The organism is Acinetobacter sp. YH12142 (genome assembly GCF_013418435.1).
In the GTDB taxonomy this organism is placed as follows: Bacteria; Pseudomonadota; Gammaproteobacteria; order Pseudomonadales; family Moraxellaceae; genus Acinetobacter; species Acinetobacter amyesii.
In genome coordinates this window covers 165,542-183,375 of record NZ_VPCB01000007.1, presented here as the reverse complement: position 1 = coordinate 183,375, position 17,834 = coordinate 165,542, and the positions used below count along the sequence as shown (strand labels likewise).

The following is a 17,834-nucleotide window of genomic DNA, read 5'->3' as shown; positions in this document are numbered from 1 at the left end:
TCGACCCGATTAATTATCAAGCGATTCTAAACGAATTCGTACAATTTCGCCATGAATGACAGGCAATGCTTGAATTTGTTGAAGGGCTTCATCCATTTTAGATTCTTTGACTGGATCAGTCAGAATCACGATAGGAATAAGGTCTTTTAAGCGCGGCTGTTGCATGATCGCATCGATGCTGATTCCTGCACGGCTTAAAATCGTAGTGACATCAGCAAGAACGCCAGTTTGATCTTCGGCATTAATACGGATGTAGTATCCTGTGGTCATTTCTTCACGTGGAAGAATTGGTAAATCGGTCAGTGCTTCAAAAGCAAGCTGTGGAATTGTACCAGCGCCATCTTCGGTATATGAGATGTCACGGACAATATCGACAACGTCAGCAACCACCGCTGATGCTGTCGGGCCTGCACCTGCGCCTGCGCCATAGTAAAGCGTTGGACCAACAGCATTGGCTTGAACCAATACAGCATTTTTAACGCCATTTACATTGGCAATCAGTTGGTCTTCAGGGATCAGCGTTGGATGAACACGAAGCTCAATACCCGTTGCAGCACGACGTGCAATACCTAAATGTTTAATACGGAAACCAAGGTCTTCTGCATATTTGACATCTTGCGCAGTGACTTTGCTGATGCCTTCAGTGAAGACTTTGTTAAACTGGAGTGGGATACCAAAAGCAATAGAAGCCAGCAATGTTAACTTGTGCGCTGCATCGATTCCTTCGACGTCGAAGGTTGGATCTGCTTCGGCATAACCGAGTTCTTGCGCTTCTTTGAGAACGTCTGCAAAGGCACGACCTTTTTCACGCATTTCAGTCAGGATAAAGTTACCTGTACCGTTAATGATGCCAGCCAGCCAGTCAATTTTATTCGCCGCCAAACCTTCACGGAGGACTTTAATAATTGGGATACCGCCTGCGACAGCTGCTTCATAGGCAATCTGAACGTGATGATCATCGGCCAATTTAAATAATTCATTGCCGTGTTCAGCCAATAAAGCTTTGTTGGCTGTAACCACTTGTTTGCCATGAACGATTGCTTCACGAATCACTTCATACGCAGGGTGAATGCCGCCCATAACTTCAACCACAACATCTACATCGGGTTGACGGACGATATCCAATAAATCAGCACTTTGCTTCACTGAAGCAGGTAGTTCTAAATCAGGACGAGGGCGACGCGTACCCACATGGGTAATTTCAATTTCACGACCGGTGCGACGTTTAATCTCAGCAGCATTTTCTTTTAGTAGTTTAAGGGCACCACCACCCACAGTACCAAGACCGAGGATTGCCAGACGAACTGGTTTCACGTCACACTCCATTTATTTCATCATTGCTTTAAGTGAGTTTAGATCATAGCTAAAAAAACGTTCGGACTCTAGGGTAGAAATCACTTTATTCCTACCCATAAAAAACATTCATTTAGCCTATAAAAATTAGTTATTTAAGCGCACTTTCAAGTTCGGAAGCCGACATGTAAGCACCGATGTGTTTGCCTTCTGCGTTATAGATCGCTGGCGTACCATTCACACCAATATTTAGACCCATTTCATACATGCTGCGCACTGGGTTTTTACATGATGCTGGCTCGATTTGCTCACCGGCAATGGCTTTATCAAATGCGGCACGACGGTCTTTGCTACACCAGATAGTTTCCATCATTGGCATGTGTTGTTCACCACGTGGCCAAGCGATGTAACGGACTTCAATGCCACGGGCATTAATATCATCCATTTGTTCATGTAATTTGTGGCAATAAGGACAGCTGACATCGGTAAACGCATAAACCACGTGTTTGGTTTTACCTTTGGCTTTATAAATCAGTAGGTCTTCAGTTTTTAATTGATCAAATAATTTTTTGTTGGCCTCTGCTTGTAGTGTATCGCCTACATTAAAGAGTTGTTTTTCACCTAAACGAACCACGTCGCCTTGGAAAATGTATTTACCATCAGCTGTAGCATAGACCGCTGGCATGCCTTCAAAGCTTACCCAAAACAAATTAGGAACTTCAGTCGCTTTCACCCCAGTGACTTTGGCATTGATATTGGCTTTTTGCAGATTGGATTGCAAAGTATCAATTAAACGCTGCTGAGCATTACGTTCAGATAAATTCGAAGCTTCACCAGTTGCAGGCGTACTTGCCGTTAATGTCGCATCTTTCTTTTCGTCATTATTTGAATTAGAACAAGCCACTAACGCCATACTGGCAACAAGTGTCGATGCGAGAAAAATTTTTGAACGGGTAAATAACATAAACAACCCTTTTCTTTTAGCTTTATCAAACAGGTGAGTAAGCATAGCAAAAAATATCGGGCACAATAGAACTTCTTGGTCTGATATTTCCTGCCGTTAAGCTCTCGGATGATAATCTGAATGTAATTTTTGCATACGAACCTGCGCGACATGGGTATAAATTTGAGTGGTAGACAAGTCACTGTGGCCGAGCAGCATCTGCACGACACGTAAGTCGGCACCGTGGTTGAGCAAATGCGTGGCAAAGGCGTGGCGTAAGGTATGTGGTGATAATTCGGCTTGAATGCCTGCAATGAGCGCATAGCGTTTAATCGCGTACCAAAAGTTTTGGCGACTCATCATTCCACCGAGTTGAGTGAGAAATAAAGCATCGGTTGCGCTTTTGTATAAGACGGGGCGTGATTCGGCTAAATATTTCTCGATCCATTCCACCGCCACTTGTCCTAAAGGGACTAAGCGTTCTTTATTGCCTTTACCAGTAATCCGTAAATAGCCTTGTTTCAGATTGATCAGTTCTAATCTTAAATTTAATAACTCAGAGACACGTAAACCACAGGCATACAGCACTTCGAGCATGGCACGATCACGTAGACCCAATGCGGTGCTGAGGTCAGGGGCATTAATCAGTGCTTCGACATCTGCTTCAGATAAGTCCTTTGGTAGGGCACGACCCAATTTGGGTGTTTTATGGATTGCAACAGGATTGTCGCTGCGTATTTTTTGTTCGCGTAAGAACTTGAAAAATGAACGCAGTGCAGAAAGTGAGCGGGCGATCGAGCGTGGACTTTTTCCTTGTTTAGTCAGGCTAAGCAAGACATCTGAAATGTCGTCACTGCTCCAATCAGTCATGACATGCGTATGACACTCACTGCATTGAATTAAATCAGATAAATATGCATTTCGAGTGTGTGGACTGACGGTTTGAGCTATTAAATCATCACGATATCCGTGTAAAAAACTGAGTGATTCTGGAATTTGGACTGGGGTCGGGATTCGTGGTTTTTTATTTAACATGTGCCGCTCATTTTTGAAATTAAACCAAGAAATCACAATGGTTTAATGCAATGTAATTTAAAAAAATAGTCGTGTCGATGCTAGATTGTTAAATGAGAATTGAAATCGAATCCGATTTGTTAATTATTCTCATTTGTTTGTATAATGTTCAAAATTTTTTAGGGTTAGTTGCGTGCGATTATCTGATTTGAAAGTGAAACAAAGCGCAGTCATTCATAAGGTACATCGTAACCAGAATGGCAACAATGCTCCGGCTGATTTAGTCGCTAGCCGTTTAGAGACTTTGGGTTTTGTTCCTGGAACAAAAGTACAGGTGATTACCAAAGGTATTTTTGGTGGTGACCCGATTTTAATTCAAGTTGGGTTTACTCGTTTCGCACTGCGAAAAGTAGAAGCTGAAAAAGTGGAAATAGCAATGGAAGGGGCATCAGCATGAGTGATGCGTTACGTATTGCCCTCGTTGGTAATCCAAACTGTGGTAAAACTTCATTATTCAATCATTTAACGGGTACACGTCAGAAAGTTGCGAACTATGCTGGGGTAACGGTTGAGCGCAAGGTTGGTCAATTTACGTTGCCATCGGGTAAATCTGTTCGAGTTTTGGATTTGCCGGGGACGTATAGCTTAGAAGCGACGAGTCCTGATGAAGCCATTACGCGTGATGTCGTGCAAGGTAAAATTGCAGAAGAAGGGCATCAAGATGTCTTTTTATGTGTAGTTGATGCGACAAACTTAAAATTGCACCTCGGTTTGGTCATGGAAATGATCGATTTGGGTCGTCCAATTTTACTTGTCCTCAACATGATGGATGAAGCACGTCGTCGTGGTATGCAAATCAATACCCAAAAGCTGTCTCAGCGTTTGGGTGTGCCTGTCGTAGAAACCGTTGCTGTACGTAATGCGGGTATTGAAAACTTAATGGGTGCTTTGGATGCTGAAGGTTTCAGAAAACCAGATGCGTCATTAAGTGATACCAATCTTTCTGGGACTAACCACGAAAAAATTGAACAAATTTTAAAAGACGTGGTGGTGTTTGTTGATCATGAAGATAAACGCTCAGACTTCCTCGATAAAATTTTTCTACATCCAGTCTTTGGTTTAATTACCTTAGCGGTGATGATGTTTATTATCTTCCAAGCGGTGTTTGCATGGGCTGCGCCGTTTATGGACGGTATTGAAACCTTCTTCGGTTGGTTCGGTGAATTGGTTGGTGAACACATTTCACATCCACTACTGAACAGCTTGGTGGTTGATGGGATCATTGCGGGTGCAGGTGGTGTGGTGGTGTTCTTGCCGCAGATTTTAATTTTATTCTTCTTTATTTTGGTTTTAGAAGAATCAGGTTATTTACCACGTGCAGCATTCTTGCTAGATAAGCTGATGTTTAAAGCCGGACTGAGTGGTCGTGCTTTTATTCCTTTGCTGTCGAGCTTTGCCTGTGCTGTACCGGGCATCATGGCAACTCGGAGTATTCAAGACCCCCGAGATCGTCTGGTAACGATTTTAGTTGCGCCATTGATGACCTGTTCGGCACGTTTACCGGTTTATGCCTTGCTGATCTCAGCATTTATTCCACAGCAAATGGTCTGGGGCGTCTTTAACTTACAAGGCTTGGTGCTATTTGCATTATATGCAGCAGGGATTGTGAGTGCCTTAATTGTGGCAACAGTGCTGAAATTCTTCCAAAAAGATAAATCACAGCATGCCTTATTGATGGAACTTCCAAGCTACCGTTTCCCAGATATTAAGAGTGTTTGGATTGGTTTACTGGACCGTGCCAAGATTTTCTTGAAACGTGTCGGTGGCATCATTTTCGCTTTATCGATTTTGTTATGGTTCTTGTGTACCTTCCCGCAACCGCCAGAAGGCGCAACCTTGCCGGATATTGATTATTCATTGGCAGGTATGCTTGGGCATGTATTACAACCGATTTTTGCACCATTAGGGTTTAACTGGCAGATCTGTATTGCCTTAATTCCAGCGATGGCGGCACGTGAAGTTGTTGTAGCGGCATTGGGTACGGTGTATGCCTTGTCTGCAACAGATGACGATGCCATGTCTCAAGGCCTGGCAAATTTAATTAGTAGTGATGGGTCATTGGGTTGGTCATTGGCAACCGGTTTATCATTATTGGTGTGGTTTATTTATGCGCCACATTGCTTGGCGACACTGGCGACAGTTAAACGTGAAACTGGCTCCTTGAAAACGGTGAGTTTCATGACCATCTATTTATTTGGTTTGGCTTATTTAATGGCATTCATCACGTATCAATTTGCAACACGCTATTTTGGATTCTGAATTGTGAATGGCAAAAGCTGAACAAAGGAGAGAGACATGCTTGAATCAATAATTATTGCGGTATTGGTGATTTGGAGTGCTGTCGTGGTGTTTAAGAAGGTATTTCCAAAAACATCGAACTCAGTCTTCACAACTTTATCTGAGCACTGTGCAAACCGTGGTTGGAACAGTCTAGCCAAATGGTTAAAGCCAAAAATGGCAGCAGGCTGTGCAGGCGGTTGTGGATGTTCAGCTTCGGATAATTCATCTGCAAAAAAAGCTGAAGTACAAGCGGTGAAGTGGAAATAAGCTCACCGCCCGTTGCGTGAAGAAACCGCCCGAGATGGGCGGTTTTTTACGAGCGGACACAAAAAAACTGCGAGAAAGTGAAAACATAAAAAGCATTCAAAACAGCAAAGTGCTAACATTTTGTCAGATTTAAAAACCGACCAAAAAATGGGGCGAAAATGTTAATACAGCGTGGTGGATTGAAGGTTGTTGCCGGATTAGGGATTTCTGGTGTTTCCGCAGTGAATTTCTTACATAGCCATGGCTACCGCGTTGCAGTCACCGATTCACGAGCAGTCCCACCGGGTCATGATCAAATTCCAAGTGATGTACAAACCAGTTTTGGTCAGTTGGATCAAGATTTATTACTCCAAGCAGAAGAAATTATTATCAGCCCGGGGCTAGATCCAAAATTACCGCAAATTCAGGCGGCCATTGCAGCCAATATTCCTGTGGTTTCTGAAATTCAAATTTTACGTCGTGCGACAGATAAGCCAATTGTCGCGATTACAGGTTCGAATGCGAAAAGTACCGTAACAACTTTATTTGGTCTTATGGCAGCAGATGCAGGCAAAAAAGTGGCAGTGGGTGGTAACCTGGGTCGACCGGCTTTGGATCTCACCAAAGATGATCCTGAGCTTTATGTTTTAGAGCTTTCAAGTTTTCAATTAGAAACCACGTCGAACTTGGCAGCAGAGGTTGCTGTTGTGTTGAACATGAGCGAAGACCATTTGGACCGTCATGGCGATATGATGGGCTATCACACTGCGAAGCATCGTATTTTCCAAGCGGTGAAAAAAGTGGTGTATAACCGTGATGACTCATTAACACGTCCATTGGTTCCAGATGTCACCCCAATGCAAAGCTTTGGCTTAAATGCACCAGATATGAATCAGTTCGGTATTCTGCGCGATACTGATGGCACAATTTGGTTGGCGCGTGGTCGTGAGCGTTTACTGAAAAGTGCGGACATGTATATCCAAGGGACTCATAATGTGGCAAACGCCTTGGCATGTTTGGCTTTGGGTGAAGCGATTGGTTTGCCACTAGAAGGCATGTTGGAAACCTTGAAAACCTTTAAAGGCTTAGAACACCGTTGTGAATTTGTCAAAGAAGTGCATGGTGTTCGTTATTATAATGACTCTAAAGGCACCAATATTGGTGCGACTTTAGCTGCAATTGATGGTCTTGGTGCTGCGATTGAAGCCAAAGGCGGTAAAGTGGCGATTATTTTAGGTGGTCAAGGCAAAGGGCAGGACTTTACTGCGCTGCGTGATTCACTTTCAAAATATGCCAAAGTTGCGGTATTGATTGGTGAAGATCGTCCAATTATTGAAAAAGCGATTGAAGGGACAACCACGCTGATTCATGCTGAAAGTTTGAAACAAGCGGTTGAGCTGTGCCAACAAAATGCGGTAGCCAATGATGTGGTGTTATTGTCTCCAGCGTGCGCAAGTTTTGATATGTTTAAAGGTTACAGTGAGCGTGGACACCAATTTGTTGATTGTGTGAATGCACTCGTTTAAAAGAACGATAAGGAAAGTTGTATGGCTGGGTTAGCTCAGACGACCATAAATAGAATAAATGAAGTTGTAGAGCGTTGGATTCCTCGGTTACCTGCCGAGGTCAACGTGCGCAATGTTTTAATGTTCTGTGTTTTGGCATTGTTGTGTATTGGGTCGATCATGGTGGCATCTGCTTCGATGCCTTATGCAGAGCGCATGCATGAAAATGCCTTCCATTACATTTCACGACACGGGATTTCGATTGCCGCTGCCGCCATGGCTGCGTATATCGCCTATAAAGTGCCGTTAAATGTGTGGTTTAACAACACCTTCTTTTTATGGATTGTGACCATTGTCCTGTTAGCTGCCGTTTTGGCGGTAGGTACTGAAGTCAATGGTTCTAAGCGTTGGATTCGGATCGCAGGTTTTACCTTACAGGCTTCGGAAGTCGCCAAAGTCATGATGGCGATATTTACCGCAGACTATGTGGTACGGCGTGCCGAAGAAGTCCGCAATAACATCAAGGGCTTGGTACGTTTGGCAGTGATTATGGCTGCAACTGTCGGTTTGGTCATGGCTGAGCCCGATTTAGGGGCGACGGTGGTGATTGCCTTAACCATGCTAGGGGTATTCTTCCTCGCAGGAGCACCGTTGATTCAGTTCGCAATTGCCTTTGGTGCGATCATCATGGCCTTTGTGTTCTTGATTTTATTTGAACCTTATCGTTTAGAACGTTTGATGTCCTTCTCAAATCCATGGAATGATCCATTAGGCGCAGGCTACCAGTTGTCGAATGCATTAATGGCTTTTGGTCGCGGTGAATGGTTTGGTGTCGGCTTGGGTCATAGTATTCAAAAAATGTCGTATTTACCTGAGGCTCATACTGACTTCATGTTGGCGGTTTTGGGCGAAGAATTTGGCTTCTTTGGGATTTTGACCGTATTGACGCTGTCATTTGTGATGTTGATCTGCTGTATTCGCATTGGTCATCGTGCTTTACGTCATCAATACTTACGTGCAGGCTACTTGGCTTATGGCATTAGTATTATCTTCTTGCTGCAAATTTTGGTGAATGCCGGCATGAACATGGGCATGCTTCCTACCAAGGGTTTGACCTTACCGTTTATTAGTTATGGAGGGTCTTCTCTGATTATCTGTGCGGTTATGGTGAGTCTGATCTTAAAGATCGATGCGACGACCAAAGAAGTGAACCCAAGTAAAGAAGAATCAAGCTTCTAAATTCGTATCTCGTTGCGGATCGGGAGATGCATGGTGGAGTACACTCGCCGGCATCTCCGTTCCACAATGGAGACATTTGACCAAGCTCGCCTTGGCTTTAGATAGTGGAATCAATGGAATAAAAAATAAAGAAAAATAATTACGTTGCTGTTTCAACTCATACTGAGTTCTGCTGCGGCAGACAGGGCAAGTAAATTGGCTCTTTTCAATGACTTTGGTTTTCGGACCAACTCCAAAAATAAAAAACATTAGGCTCTCCAATGGTCAATTGATCACTTTATTAAAGCATAATTCAATTGAATATCGAGTGATTGGCTCAGATAGGGATGTGGGTTTATTGATAGATTTGAGGCAATGCTGTGCCATGGGGAATTTGTTGAATATCCCACTGCGCAATCGCCTGTTGTAGCATAATGCGCGGCGTGTCTAAGTCGACTGGCGGTTGATGTAGGGCCTGCAATGCTTGTTGCAATAAAGGTGCTGCTTGGTTTAAATCAAGAGCTTGAGCCATATTCTGTTTTGACAGTTTTTGTCCCTGATTATTCATTGCCAATGGCAAGTGCATGTATTCAAGGCGTGGATAACCCAAAACCTGTCCGAGCCAAATTTGACGTTCGGTATTGTCCAAAAGATCAGCTCCACGTACGACATGGGTCATCCCTTGTAGGTAGTCATCCACCACGACAGCAAGTTGATAATTGATAATGCCATCACGGCGTTTTAAGACGAAGTCGCCCAAATCTTGTTGCAGATTGGAGCAATGCGTCCCTTGTAAGCGGTCGGTAAAACAAATGTTCTGTGCATCGACTTTGATTCGAATGGCCTGATCCTGAAGGGGAAGGCCAAGATTACGACATGTGCCTTGATAGATATGATTTGAACCAAGCATTTTTCGGGTGCATTGACAGGCATAGATCAAGTCTTGGGAATACAAATGTGCAATGACTTGCTCATAGATTTCGAGGCGGTCTTTTTGGAAAATGATCTCGGTATCTGGTTCGAATTGAAATGCATCAATACAACGTAAGATGTGTTCTTCGCTGCCGGGGAATATACGTGGAATGTCGGTATCTTCGATACGAACGACCCATTGCCCCTGATGGGCACGGGCATCGCAGTAGCTTGCGACTGCTGTAATTAAAGAGCCAAAATGCAAAGGGCCGGTTGGCGATGGCGCAAACCGACCCACGTAATGCTCTGCAACTTTCCCTCCCTTTTTTAAAGGGAGGGCTAGAGAGGAATTACTCAACACAGAATTAACCGTTATTTTGCTTCTCTTTGATCTCTGCAAGTGTTTTGCAGTCGATACATAAAGTTGCTGTTGGACGTGCTTCTAGGCGACGTAAGCCAATTTCGATACCACACGTTTCACAGAAACCGTAGTCATCATTTTTGATCGCTTCAATTGATTGTTCAATTTTACGGATCAGTTTACGTTCACGGTCACGTGTACGAAGTTCAATCGCAAATTCTTCTTCTTGCGTTGCACGGTCGTTCACATCTGGAAGCGCAGTATTTTCGTCTTGCATGGTATTCAAAGTACGGTCTACTTCAGACATTAACTCAGCTTTCCACGCCAATAAGATGTGACGGAAATGCTCAAGTTGCCCTTCAGACATGTATTCTTCATTCTTTTTAGGCTGATAAGGTTCAATACCAAATAAGCTTGCAGTAGAACCACCTTCAGTCGCCTTTGGCTTTGATTTGCGCACGCGTTTGGTAGACTTTTCGTCTACTACATCAGTTTGTTCGTCTAAGACTTGATTTTGGTTGTCATTCGCCATGTAGGGCATTCCTCATCATATGCATATATCTATACGCAAAAAATATGGTGATATGCAAGTTTTTTATCCACCCAACACAGAGTTTCCTTCTGTGGGGGTCGTCATCATATAGACTTTTTCTGCTTATTGATAGTCTTTGATGTTTGGATTCTAACTATCACTTTTCCTTTAGAAGCCATAAAGTAAAGCAAAAAAATCAAATTGAAAAGTTAATAACCTGAAATTTCAACATTAATTTGAGGTTGTTTCAATTTGACCCGAACAACTTCAGTTTTAAATTCACCATTATCATTCAGATAGAGTGCACGATACCCTGGTAAAGCCTCATCTAAGGCAAAATTTTCACTATGCGGTTTGAACTGAACACTGGTCGAAGGCGTCGATAAAAACTGAATATTGCGCCATTGATTAGACGAGTCTTGATGTACGTGTCCGCATAGTACAATTTTGACATTGTCATGGCGTGAAAGCACATCTATGAGATGTTCAGCGTTCTTTAGTTTATGCTGATCTATCCAATGCGATTGCATGGCAAAAGGGTGGTGGTGGCATGCCACAATGATGTGTTGCTGTGAGTGTGCTGTGAGTAACTGATCTAATTGTTCCAACTGCTGTTGTGATACCCAACCATCCACTTTTCCTTTAACCGCACTGTTCAGTAAAATCAGACACCAATTGCCTAATGCGATGCAGTGAGCACGATCTTCCTGTTGATGAAATGGGAAGCAAGACGCTTCGTCATGGTTCCCTGGAATCTGATAAAACGGAAACGGCTGCTGTTGCATATATTCGAGATAACGCGCATAGGTACGCTCTACCGGCACTTGTGCAAGATCGCCAGTATGGACAAGCGTATCGATGTGATGATGGTTCAACTGAATTTGTTGAATCACATCGTGAAAACTCTGCTCTGGATTCATGCGGACAAATTCAAGATCTTCCTGATCCATTAAATGTGTGTCCGAGATCTGGATCAGTGTCCAGTCGTATTGTGGTGTATCCCTTAAAGTCATGTCCTTCCCCTTAGACATTCCTTGTAGTATGTATTTGTTGTTGTAACCATTGCAAGGCCATAATGACAGGTGCGTTTTTTAGCCGACCATTGGTTAATAATTCAGGAATATCAGCATAGTTTAAGATATGCAATTGAATATTTTCTCCTTCATCAGGCATGCCAAAGACTCCTCCATGTTCGGGAAGTTCAGATTCAGCACTATAAAGGTGGAATAATTCCGCGCAGGCACCCGCAGAGGGATAAAAACTAAATAAATGCTGTAGTGCATCTAATTCACAGCCTGATTCTTCCAAACTTTCACGGCGGATGCAGCTTTCAGCAGATTCATCACCATCGAGCACGCCGGCAATAATCTCTAGTTGCCATGGCGAAGTTTCATCATCAATCGCCCCAATGCGGAATTGTTCAATTAAGGCAAATTTTTGTTGTTGATGACTATAGATCAGCACACCTGCTGCTTCAGGACGATGAATCAATTCACGCTGAATGGTTGGAATCATGCTGTCTTGATGGAATAAGCGGTGTCGAAGCTGAACTTTTTCAACTTGAATAAAGCCTTTATAAAGATGTTCACGCCCTTCAATGCTGTAATCTTTTTTGTTATATGTGGCCTGTTTAATAATATTCATAAGCGCTAATTAGGATGAAATCTTCCATTTCATCCTAACCGAGATTTTGTTGAATACAAAAGATTTTTTTTAAGCTTTACACTTTATGGTACAACTTTTGACCATGTTCATGATAGGCCGCTTTCATGCTTTGTAAACCTGTCTCAATTTCAGGATTAGATTCTGAAGAAAGCTGCATATCTTGCTGATTTTTTGCATAATCTCTCACATTTTGTGTGATTTTCATCGAGCAAAATTTAGGTCCACACATGGAACAAAAATGGGCCGATTTATGTGCTTCTCTCGGCATAGTTTCATCATGCATGCTGCGTGCTGTATCAGGGTCTAAGCTCAGATTAAATTGGTCTTCCCAGCGGAATTCAAAGCGTGCTTTGGATAATGCATTATCACGGGCCTGCGCACCGGGATGACCTTTGGCAAGGTCTGCGGCATGGGCTGCAATTTTGTAGGTGATAATGCCATCTTTGACGTCTTTTTTATCTGGTAGACCAAGGTGCTCTTTCGGGGTCACATAACACAGCATCGCGGTGCCGTACCAACCAATCATTGCCGCACCAATCGCAGAGGTAATGTGGTCATAGCCCGGGGCAATATCGGTGGTGAGCGGCCCAAGGGTATAAAAAGGTGCTTCTTTGCAAACCTCGAGTTGTAGATCCATATTTTCTTTGATCATGTGCATTGGGACATGGCCTGGGCCTTCAATCATGACTTGTACATCATGCTCCCATGCACGGTGAGTCAATTCACCTAAGGTGCGTAATTCACTAAATTGGGCTTCATCGTTGGCATCTTGAATACACCCCGGACGTAAACCATCACCTAAACTAAATGACACGTCATAGGCTTTCATGATTTCGCAGATTTCATCAAAATGCGTATACAGGAAGTTTTCTTCATGATGCGCTAAGCACCACTGCGCCATGATGGATCCGCCACGTGACACAATCCCTGTTAAACGGTTGGCTGTGAGTGGGACATAACGAAGCAGCACACCTGCATGGATGGTAAAGTAATCGACACCTTGTTCGGCTTGTTCAATCAGTGTGTCTTTGAAAATTTCCCAGGTTAAGTCTTCTGCGACACCGTCAACTTTTTCTAAAGCTTGGTAAATCGGTACGGTGCCAATCGGTACAGGTGAGTTGCGAATAATCCATTCGCGGGTCTCATGGATATTTTTACCTGTCGATAAATCCATAATGGTGTCAGCGCCCCAACGAGTTGCCCAAGTCATTTTTGCCACTTCTTCATCAATGCTTGAGCCGAGCGCTGAGTTACCAATGTTGGCATTGATTTTCACCAAGAAGTTACGTCCAATAATCATCGGTTCACATTCAGGGTGGTTAATGTTGGCAGGGATAATCGCACGACCTTCAGCCACTTCTTGACGTACAAATTCTGGGGTGATTTCAGTTAAATTACGTGCGCCAAAATTTTGACCGGCATGTTGGCGCATATCGACACCTTCACGCTGCCGCTGATTTTCACGAATCGCAATGTATTCCATTTCAGGGGTGATGATGCCTTGTTTGGCATAGTGCATTTGAGAGACATTGTGTCCACGACGAGCGCGACGCGGTTTTGAAATATGTGCAAAACGAATCTCTGCAGTACGGATGTCTCGAAGACGCTCTTGCCCAAATTTTGAAGTTAGGGTATCGAGTATTTCCGTATCATTTCGTGACTCAATCCAAGATTCACGGACATTGGGTAGACCTTGATTTAGGTCAATTTGAATATTGGGGTCAGTATAAGCACCAGAGGTGTCATAGACCATGATCGGCAGATTTTTTTCTCCACCCAGACCTGTAGGCGTATCTGTAAGGCTGATCTCACGCATTGGTACGCGAATATCTGGACGTGAGCCTTGGATATAGACTTTCTTTGACGCGGGGAGAATACGAGTGAGATCTTTAGCATCTTGTTCATGTTGAGCAGCGCGATCTGAAGCGGTGAGATTCGTTAATTGGTTCATTGCGATGATCCTTATGAATGACATCAACGAATCAAGCACGACCAAAAACGTGGCAGTTTATCTGATGGATTCACCTGAAAATAAAGGCGTAAAACCAAGAGATAAGAAGGGCTTAAGTTTTTAGATGGCTTGATTCCTACGCAGGTATTAACCTGATCAGGTTCAACGGTACTCATCCTTAAATTTAGCGAACTAAATTTAGATGATCTCAGCAGGAAATTACCTGCGCTCCGTCAAGCTTTGTGCGGATATTAGCATGAAGGCTGTTTTAAAACAGTGTTATTTTTCATCGATTTTGCAGTGCAGAATTTTGGCTAGGCACATGTGCAATTGAACTTGCATTGGCTAAGTAGAGGACTGATTTACACAGATGGCGTCACTAAAACAGTCTTTCTTATAATGCGGATCAGGATTGCGGACACCAATTAAATTCAACAGCTGCGCTTCTGATCGCTGATTAGATGCAGCAGTATTTTGATCTAATAATTTTAAAAATAAACGCGCCTGATCTGCCAATTTGGAGTTTTTTAATTGAGCCAAGCGTTCAATTTCTTCTAAAGAACTGGCTTGAATACTGAGGCGGTCTGAAAAGTCATTGGAAACTGGACTATGTGCCGAACCAATAAATAACAACTGGCTATATTGATATAGTAATTGTTGTGCATCTTTTTTGTAGGGGCTATCTGGATATTGTTTGAGATAGTCTTCCCAAAAAATTGCACGTGTCGCAATCTCTTGTGGCTCAATGGCTAAACTTTGTTGCAGCAAGGCAGGTTGTGCATTTTGTTCAGCCAGTTTTTCAATAAAGACTTGCTCAGATTCTTCCATATAAGGCGCAAAAATTTTGGCTAAATATTCAGGACTGCGGCGATAGCGTAATTGTCCTTCACCTGCATCGAACAACTCCACATAAGCTTGGCCTTTATGTTTCAGTAAATACTGATCTCGGGCAGTGAGCTGCTCATAATGATTTTGTTGAATGGTGGGATGCTGAGCCATATCAAAGGCAAATTGTTCGAACGCCATTTGCTGTTGAGCCGTACGTTCAACATGTAAAAAGTTGCGATACATTTGATTGGACAAGCGCAGTAATTTTTTTTGTTCGTCCGCTTTTAACAGCGGTAAGCAGACTTTGAGATCTTGGTTGATTTGTTCTAAAGCGAAAGTTGTGCGTTGATCATCAATTTCCAGCATGTTTTTTTCCAGTTTTTTGCACAGCAAAGACAAATCGACTGCTTCTTTTTGAACAGTCTTATTGTTGGGAAACTCTGGTGCAGGTTGTGGTTCAGGCTGTTGTTGGCATCCATTCAACATACTGAAACATAAAAACATTGCACTAAACTTTGCAGGCAGCTGAAAAAATTTTGACACAGGAACTCGATGCGCTATAGAAGTGGTATTGTCCGATGGAATGTTGACTATTTTATAGATGAAACACGTGCAATATGTGTACTATTGTACAGTTCTTTGTTATAGCGTTGTGAGTAGTGTCTGAAAACGACTGAAATTATCCGGTTTTGTCGCATTTGATATAAAAAATTAATAAAAATCATACGGAAATTTGCAAGGATATGATTAGTATCTGCTTAGTTTTAGGCTTGAATATTCAATCTCGGGTATTTGAATATTAGGAATTTACAAAAAAAATGAACAAAAAAGTTGTGGTGGGTCTTTGTTTGCTTTTCACGAGTCAATGGGCGTGTGCGCTAGATCTTGTGCAAGCTTATGAACGTGCAAAACAAGAAGACCCCAATTGGCAAGCCAATAAACTACAATATGAAGCGGATAAATTGAATTTGGGGATTGCCAATGGGAACTTACTCCCGACGGTAACAATCTCCGGAAATGTGACCCGAAAAAATCAAAATTCCAACCAAAGCGGCGCTCAAGCCGGGCTGATCATGCCAGACAGCACCACAACAAGACAAATTGCGCTCACTGCCCGTCAGCCCATTTTTCGTTGGGATGCATGGGAAGGGCTGAAGCAAGTCAAGACCTCAATTAACTTAAGTGAAATCAATCTGCGGATTCAAAAACAAGATCATATTTTAAATGTCTCTGAAGCTTATTTTAATGTCCTACGTCAGCAAGCATTGACGGTTGCCAACTTACAAGAAGAACAGGCGCTATCTGAACAGCTGCGCATGATGAATGCTAAATTAAAAGAAGGCTTGGTGGCAAAAAGTGACGTCAGCGAAGCCAATGCTCAATATCAAAATGCGCGGGCCAACCGTATGGCGACCAATGTTCAATTGGTTTTGGCGCAGGAACAATTACAGCAATTGATTGGGCCATATCGAGAAAATCTGGCGGTGTTACGTGAAGATTTTCAGTTTGAAAAACCGATTCCAAACAATGTGCAAGCGTGGGAAGAACTGGCTCAGGGGCAGAATCTAGGTATTTTACAAGCGCGTATGCAACAACGTTATGCGGAAGATGGTAAACGCGTTGAAAAGGCCGCCTTATATCCTCAGATTGAAGCGGTAGGGACCTATGGGTATAACAAGCAAAGTCCACAATCCATCATGTCGCAAGATGGTCAATTTGATCAGGTGGGGATTGAAATGAACTGGAATGTGTTTAATGGTGGACGGACACAGAAATCCATTAAGCAAGCAGCGATCAATGTTGAAAAAAGCCAAGCACAGGTGGATGCAGCGATTCGAAAAGCACAAACCGATGTAAAAAAATCTTATATGCAAGTCGAAACGGATCAAAGTAAATTACAGGCACGTAAAGCCGCAATGGATTCTTCCGCGCAAGTGTCTTTGGCTTCACAAGCCCAGTACCAAGAAGGTCTGAAAACTATGGTTGATGTGCTACTGGCACAGCGTAATGCTTTTTCAGCCCGTCAAGATTATTTAAATTCCAAGTACGATTATTTAATTCATGTTCTACAACTTAAAGCCTCCGTTGGGAAATTAACGGAAGCTGATTTAGTGGAAATGAATGCGTGGTTGGTCGATCAGAAAAATCAGCCATCGATCCTATTAAAGAAATAAGCCATGGTCATAAAAGTTTCACAATCAATATGCTTTAATATGGCACTAAAATCTGCCGATTCACGTTGTAGTGGAGACTCGCTTTGCCTAATAATCCTGTTTTAAACCATCATATTTCTTCGCAATTCAATGAAGAGTTGCAGGATGTGCATACCAAATTTATGACCATGGGTGGTTTGGTGGAGCAGCAGGTTGCAAATGCCATTCATGCCTTATTGGATACGGATGCAACGATGGCGATAGATGTTCAATTTCAAGACAATACGGTGAACCGTATGGAAACTGAAATTGATGAAGCGCTTACTCTGATTTTGGCGCGTCGTCATCCTGCTGCAATTGATCTACGCATGGTGATTGCGATGTCGAAAGCCAACACTGATTTAGAACGGATTGGTGATGAAGCGGCAAAAATTGCTCGTATTGCACAAAGCTTGTGTGAAGAGGGTGGTTCACCGCGTGGCTATATGGAAACACGTCATATTGGCAACCAAGTCCGCGTGATGATTCATGATGCGCTCGATGCCTTTGCACGTTTGGATGTAGATCAGGCTTTACGTGTCCTTTTGGCCGATGCCGATATTGACCGTGAGTACCAATCGGCAACCCGTACCCTCATGACGTATATGATAGAAGATCCACGCCACATTACTCGGGTGATGAATGTACTTTGGGTACTGCGTTCACTTGAACGTATTGGTGACCATGCTCGAAATATCTCTGAACAAGTGATTTATATGGTGAAAGGTCTAGATGTCCGTCACACCAGTGTTGAAGAAATTGAGCAAAAAGTTCAGCGTTAATTGATTAACATCAAGAGGAACGAAGCCCATCAAACGATGGGCTTTTTTCGGT

At 43.0% G+C, this 17,834-nt stretch carries 17 protein-coding genes and 1 riboswitch; of the genes, 7 read left to right on the top strand and 10 right to left on the bottom strand.

The window, feature by feature from the left end:
- Positions 1 to 9: 9 nt before the first annotated feature.
- The 3 genes from FTU77_RS07720 to xerD form a co-directional block, all read right to left on the bottom strand.
- Positions 10 to 1,314 carry a homoserine dehydrogenase gene (locus tag FTU77_RS07720; protein ID WP_180008061.1) on the bottom strand — a complete coding sequence of 435 codons (1,305 nt, stop codon included), beginning with the start codon at positions 1,312 to 1,314 and terminating at the stop codon, positions 10 to 12.
- Positions 1,315 to 1,444: 130 nt separating this feature from the next.
- On the bottom strand, positions 1,445 to 2,257 hold the full coding sequence (locus FTU77_RS07715; protein WP_180022066.1) for a DsbC family protein: 813 nt from the start codon (positions 2,255 to 2,257) through the stop codon (positions 1,445 to 1,447).
- Positions 2,258 to 2,353: 96 nt separating this feature from the next.
- Complete coding sequence (gene xerD / locus FTU77_RS07710; RefSeq protein ID WP_180055465.1) at positions 2,354 to 3,271, bottom strand: site-specific tyrosine recombinase XerD; 918 nt, start codon at positions 3,269 to 3,271, stop codon at positions 2,354 to 2,356.
- 172 nt (positions 3,272 to 3,443) lie between these two features.
- On the opposite strand from xerD, the gene FTU77_RS07705 reads away from it, so the two are divergent.
- The 5 genes from FTU77_RS07705 to ftsW all read left to right on the top strand — a co-directional run bounded on the left by FTU77_RS07705 (position 3,444) and on the right by ftsW (position 8,580).
- A complete protein-coding gene (locus FTU77_RS07705) occupies positions 3,444 to 3,707 on the top strand; it encodes a FeoA family protein (RefSeq protein WP_078189444.1) in 264 nt (87 codons plus the stop codon).
- The gene (gene feoB / locus FTU77_RS07700; protein ID WP_180055464.1) at positions 3,704 to 5,569 is read left to right on the top strand and encodes a ferrous iron transport protein B; all 1,866 of its coding nucleotides are present in this window, start codon (positions 3,704 to 3,706) and stop codon (positions 5,567 to 5,569) included. The genes FTU77_RS07705 and feoB overlap by 4 nt, the downstream gene beginning before the upstream one ends.
- Positions 5,570 to 5,605: 36 nt before the next feature.
- Positions 5,606 to 5,857, top strand: a complete 252-nt coding sequence (locus tag FTU77_RS07695; protein WP_180008057.1) for a DUF6587 family protein — start codon at positions 5,606 to 5,608, stop codon at positions 5,855 to 5,857.
- 158 nt (positions 5,858 to 6,015) lie between these two features.
- Complete coding sequence (gene murD / locus FTU77_RS07690; protein WP_078192580.1) at positions 6,016 to 7,362, top strand: UDP-N-acetylmuramoyl-L-alanine--D-glutamate ligase; 1,347 nt, start codon at positions 6,016 to 6,018, stop codon at positions 7,360 to 7,362.
- A gap of 21 nt (positions 7,363 to 7,383) precedes the next feature.
- Complete coding sequence (gene ftsW / locus FTU77_RS07685; protein ID WP_180035957.1) at positions 7,384 to 8,580, top strand: putative lipid II flippase FtsW; 1,197 nt, start codon at positions 7,384 to 7,386, stop codon at positions 8,578 to 8,580.
- Here ftsW and FTU77_RS07680 read toward each other — a convergent pair.
- The 7 genes from FTU77_RS07680 to FTU77_RS07650 form a co-directional block, all read right to left on the bottom strand.
- Positions 8,569 to 8,829, bottom strand: coding sequence for a zinc-ribbon domain-containing protein (locus tag FTU77_RS07680; RefSeq protein WP_078189439.1), 261 nt, complete (start codon positions 8,827 to 8,829; stop codon positions 8,569 to 8,571). The genes ftsW and FTU77_RS07680 overlap by 12 nt on opposite strands.
- Positions 8,830 to 8,914: 85 nt before the next feature.
- Complete coding sequence (gene gluQRS, locus FTU77_RS07675) at positions 8,915 to 9,832, bottom strand: tRNA glutamyl-Q(34) synthetase GluQRS (RefSeq protein ID WP_373685816.1); 918 nt, start codon at positions 9,830 to 9,832, stop codon at positions 8,915 to 8,917.
- A 4-nt stretch (positions 9,833 to 9,836) separates the two neighbouring features.
- Positions 9,837 to 10,364, bottom strand: a complete 528-nt coding sequence (gene dksA, locus FTU77_RS07670) for an RNA polymerase-binding protein DksA (RefSeq protein ID WP_078189438.1) — start codon at positions 10,362 to 10,364, stop codon at positions 9,837 to 9,839.
- A 209-nt stretch (positions 10,365 to 10,573) separates the two neighbouring features.
- A complete protein-coding gene (cpdA, locus tag FTU77_RS07665) occupies positions 10,574 to 11,377 on the bottom strand; it encodes a 3',5'-cyclic-AMP phosphodiesterase (protein WP_180055462.1) in 804 nt (267 codons plus the stop codon).
- A gap of 10 nt (positions 11,378 to 11,387) precedes the next feature.
- On the bottom strand, positions 11,388 to 12,008 hold the full coding sequence (locus tag FTU77_RS07660; protein WP_180055461.1) for an NUDIX domain-containing protein: 621 nt from the start codon (positions 12,006 to 12,008) through the stop codon (positions 11,388 to 11,390).
- A gap of 76 nt (positions 12,009 to 12,084) precedes the next feature.
- On the bottom strand, positions 12,085 to 13,980 hold the full coding sequence (gene thiC / locus FTU77_RS07655) for a phosphomethylpyrimidine synthase ThiC (RefSeq protein WP_180039954.1): 1,896 nt from the start codon (positions 13,978 to 13,980) through the stop codon (positions 12,085 to 12,087).
- 116 nt (positions 13,981 to 14,096) lie between these two features.
- A riboswitch (TPP riboswitch) is annotated at positions 14,097 to 14,223 on the bottom strand.
- A 102-nt stretch (positions 14,224 to 14,325) separates the two neighbouring features.
- Entirely contained in the window at positions 14,326 to 15,312 is a 987-nt protein-coding gene (locus tag FTU77_RS07650; RefSeq protein WP_180004716.1) for a hypothetical protein, read from the bottom strand.
- A gap of 314 nt (positions 15,313 to 15,626) precedes the next feature.
- Between FTU77_RS07650 and FTU77_RS07645 the strand changes: the two genes are divergently transcribed.
- Positions 15,627 to 16,982, top strand: coding sequence for a TolC family outer membrane protein (locus tag FTU77_RS07645; RefSeq protein ID WP_168378215.1), 1,356 nt, complete (start codon positions 15,627 to 15,629; stop codon positions 16,980 to 16,982).
- An 83-nt stretch (positions 16,983 to 17,065) separates the two neighbouring features.
- Entirely contained in the window at positions 17,066 to 17,782 is a 717-nt protein-coding gene (gene phoU / locus FTU77_RS07640) for a phosphate signaling complex protein PhoU (protein WP_078189433.1), read from the top strand.
- Positions 17,783 to 17,834 lie beyond the last annotated feature (52 nt).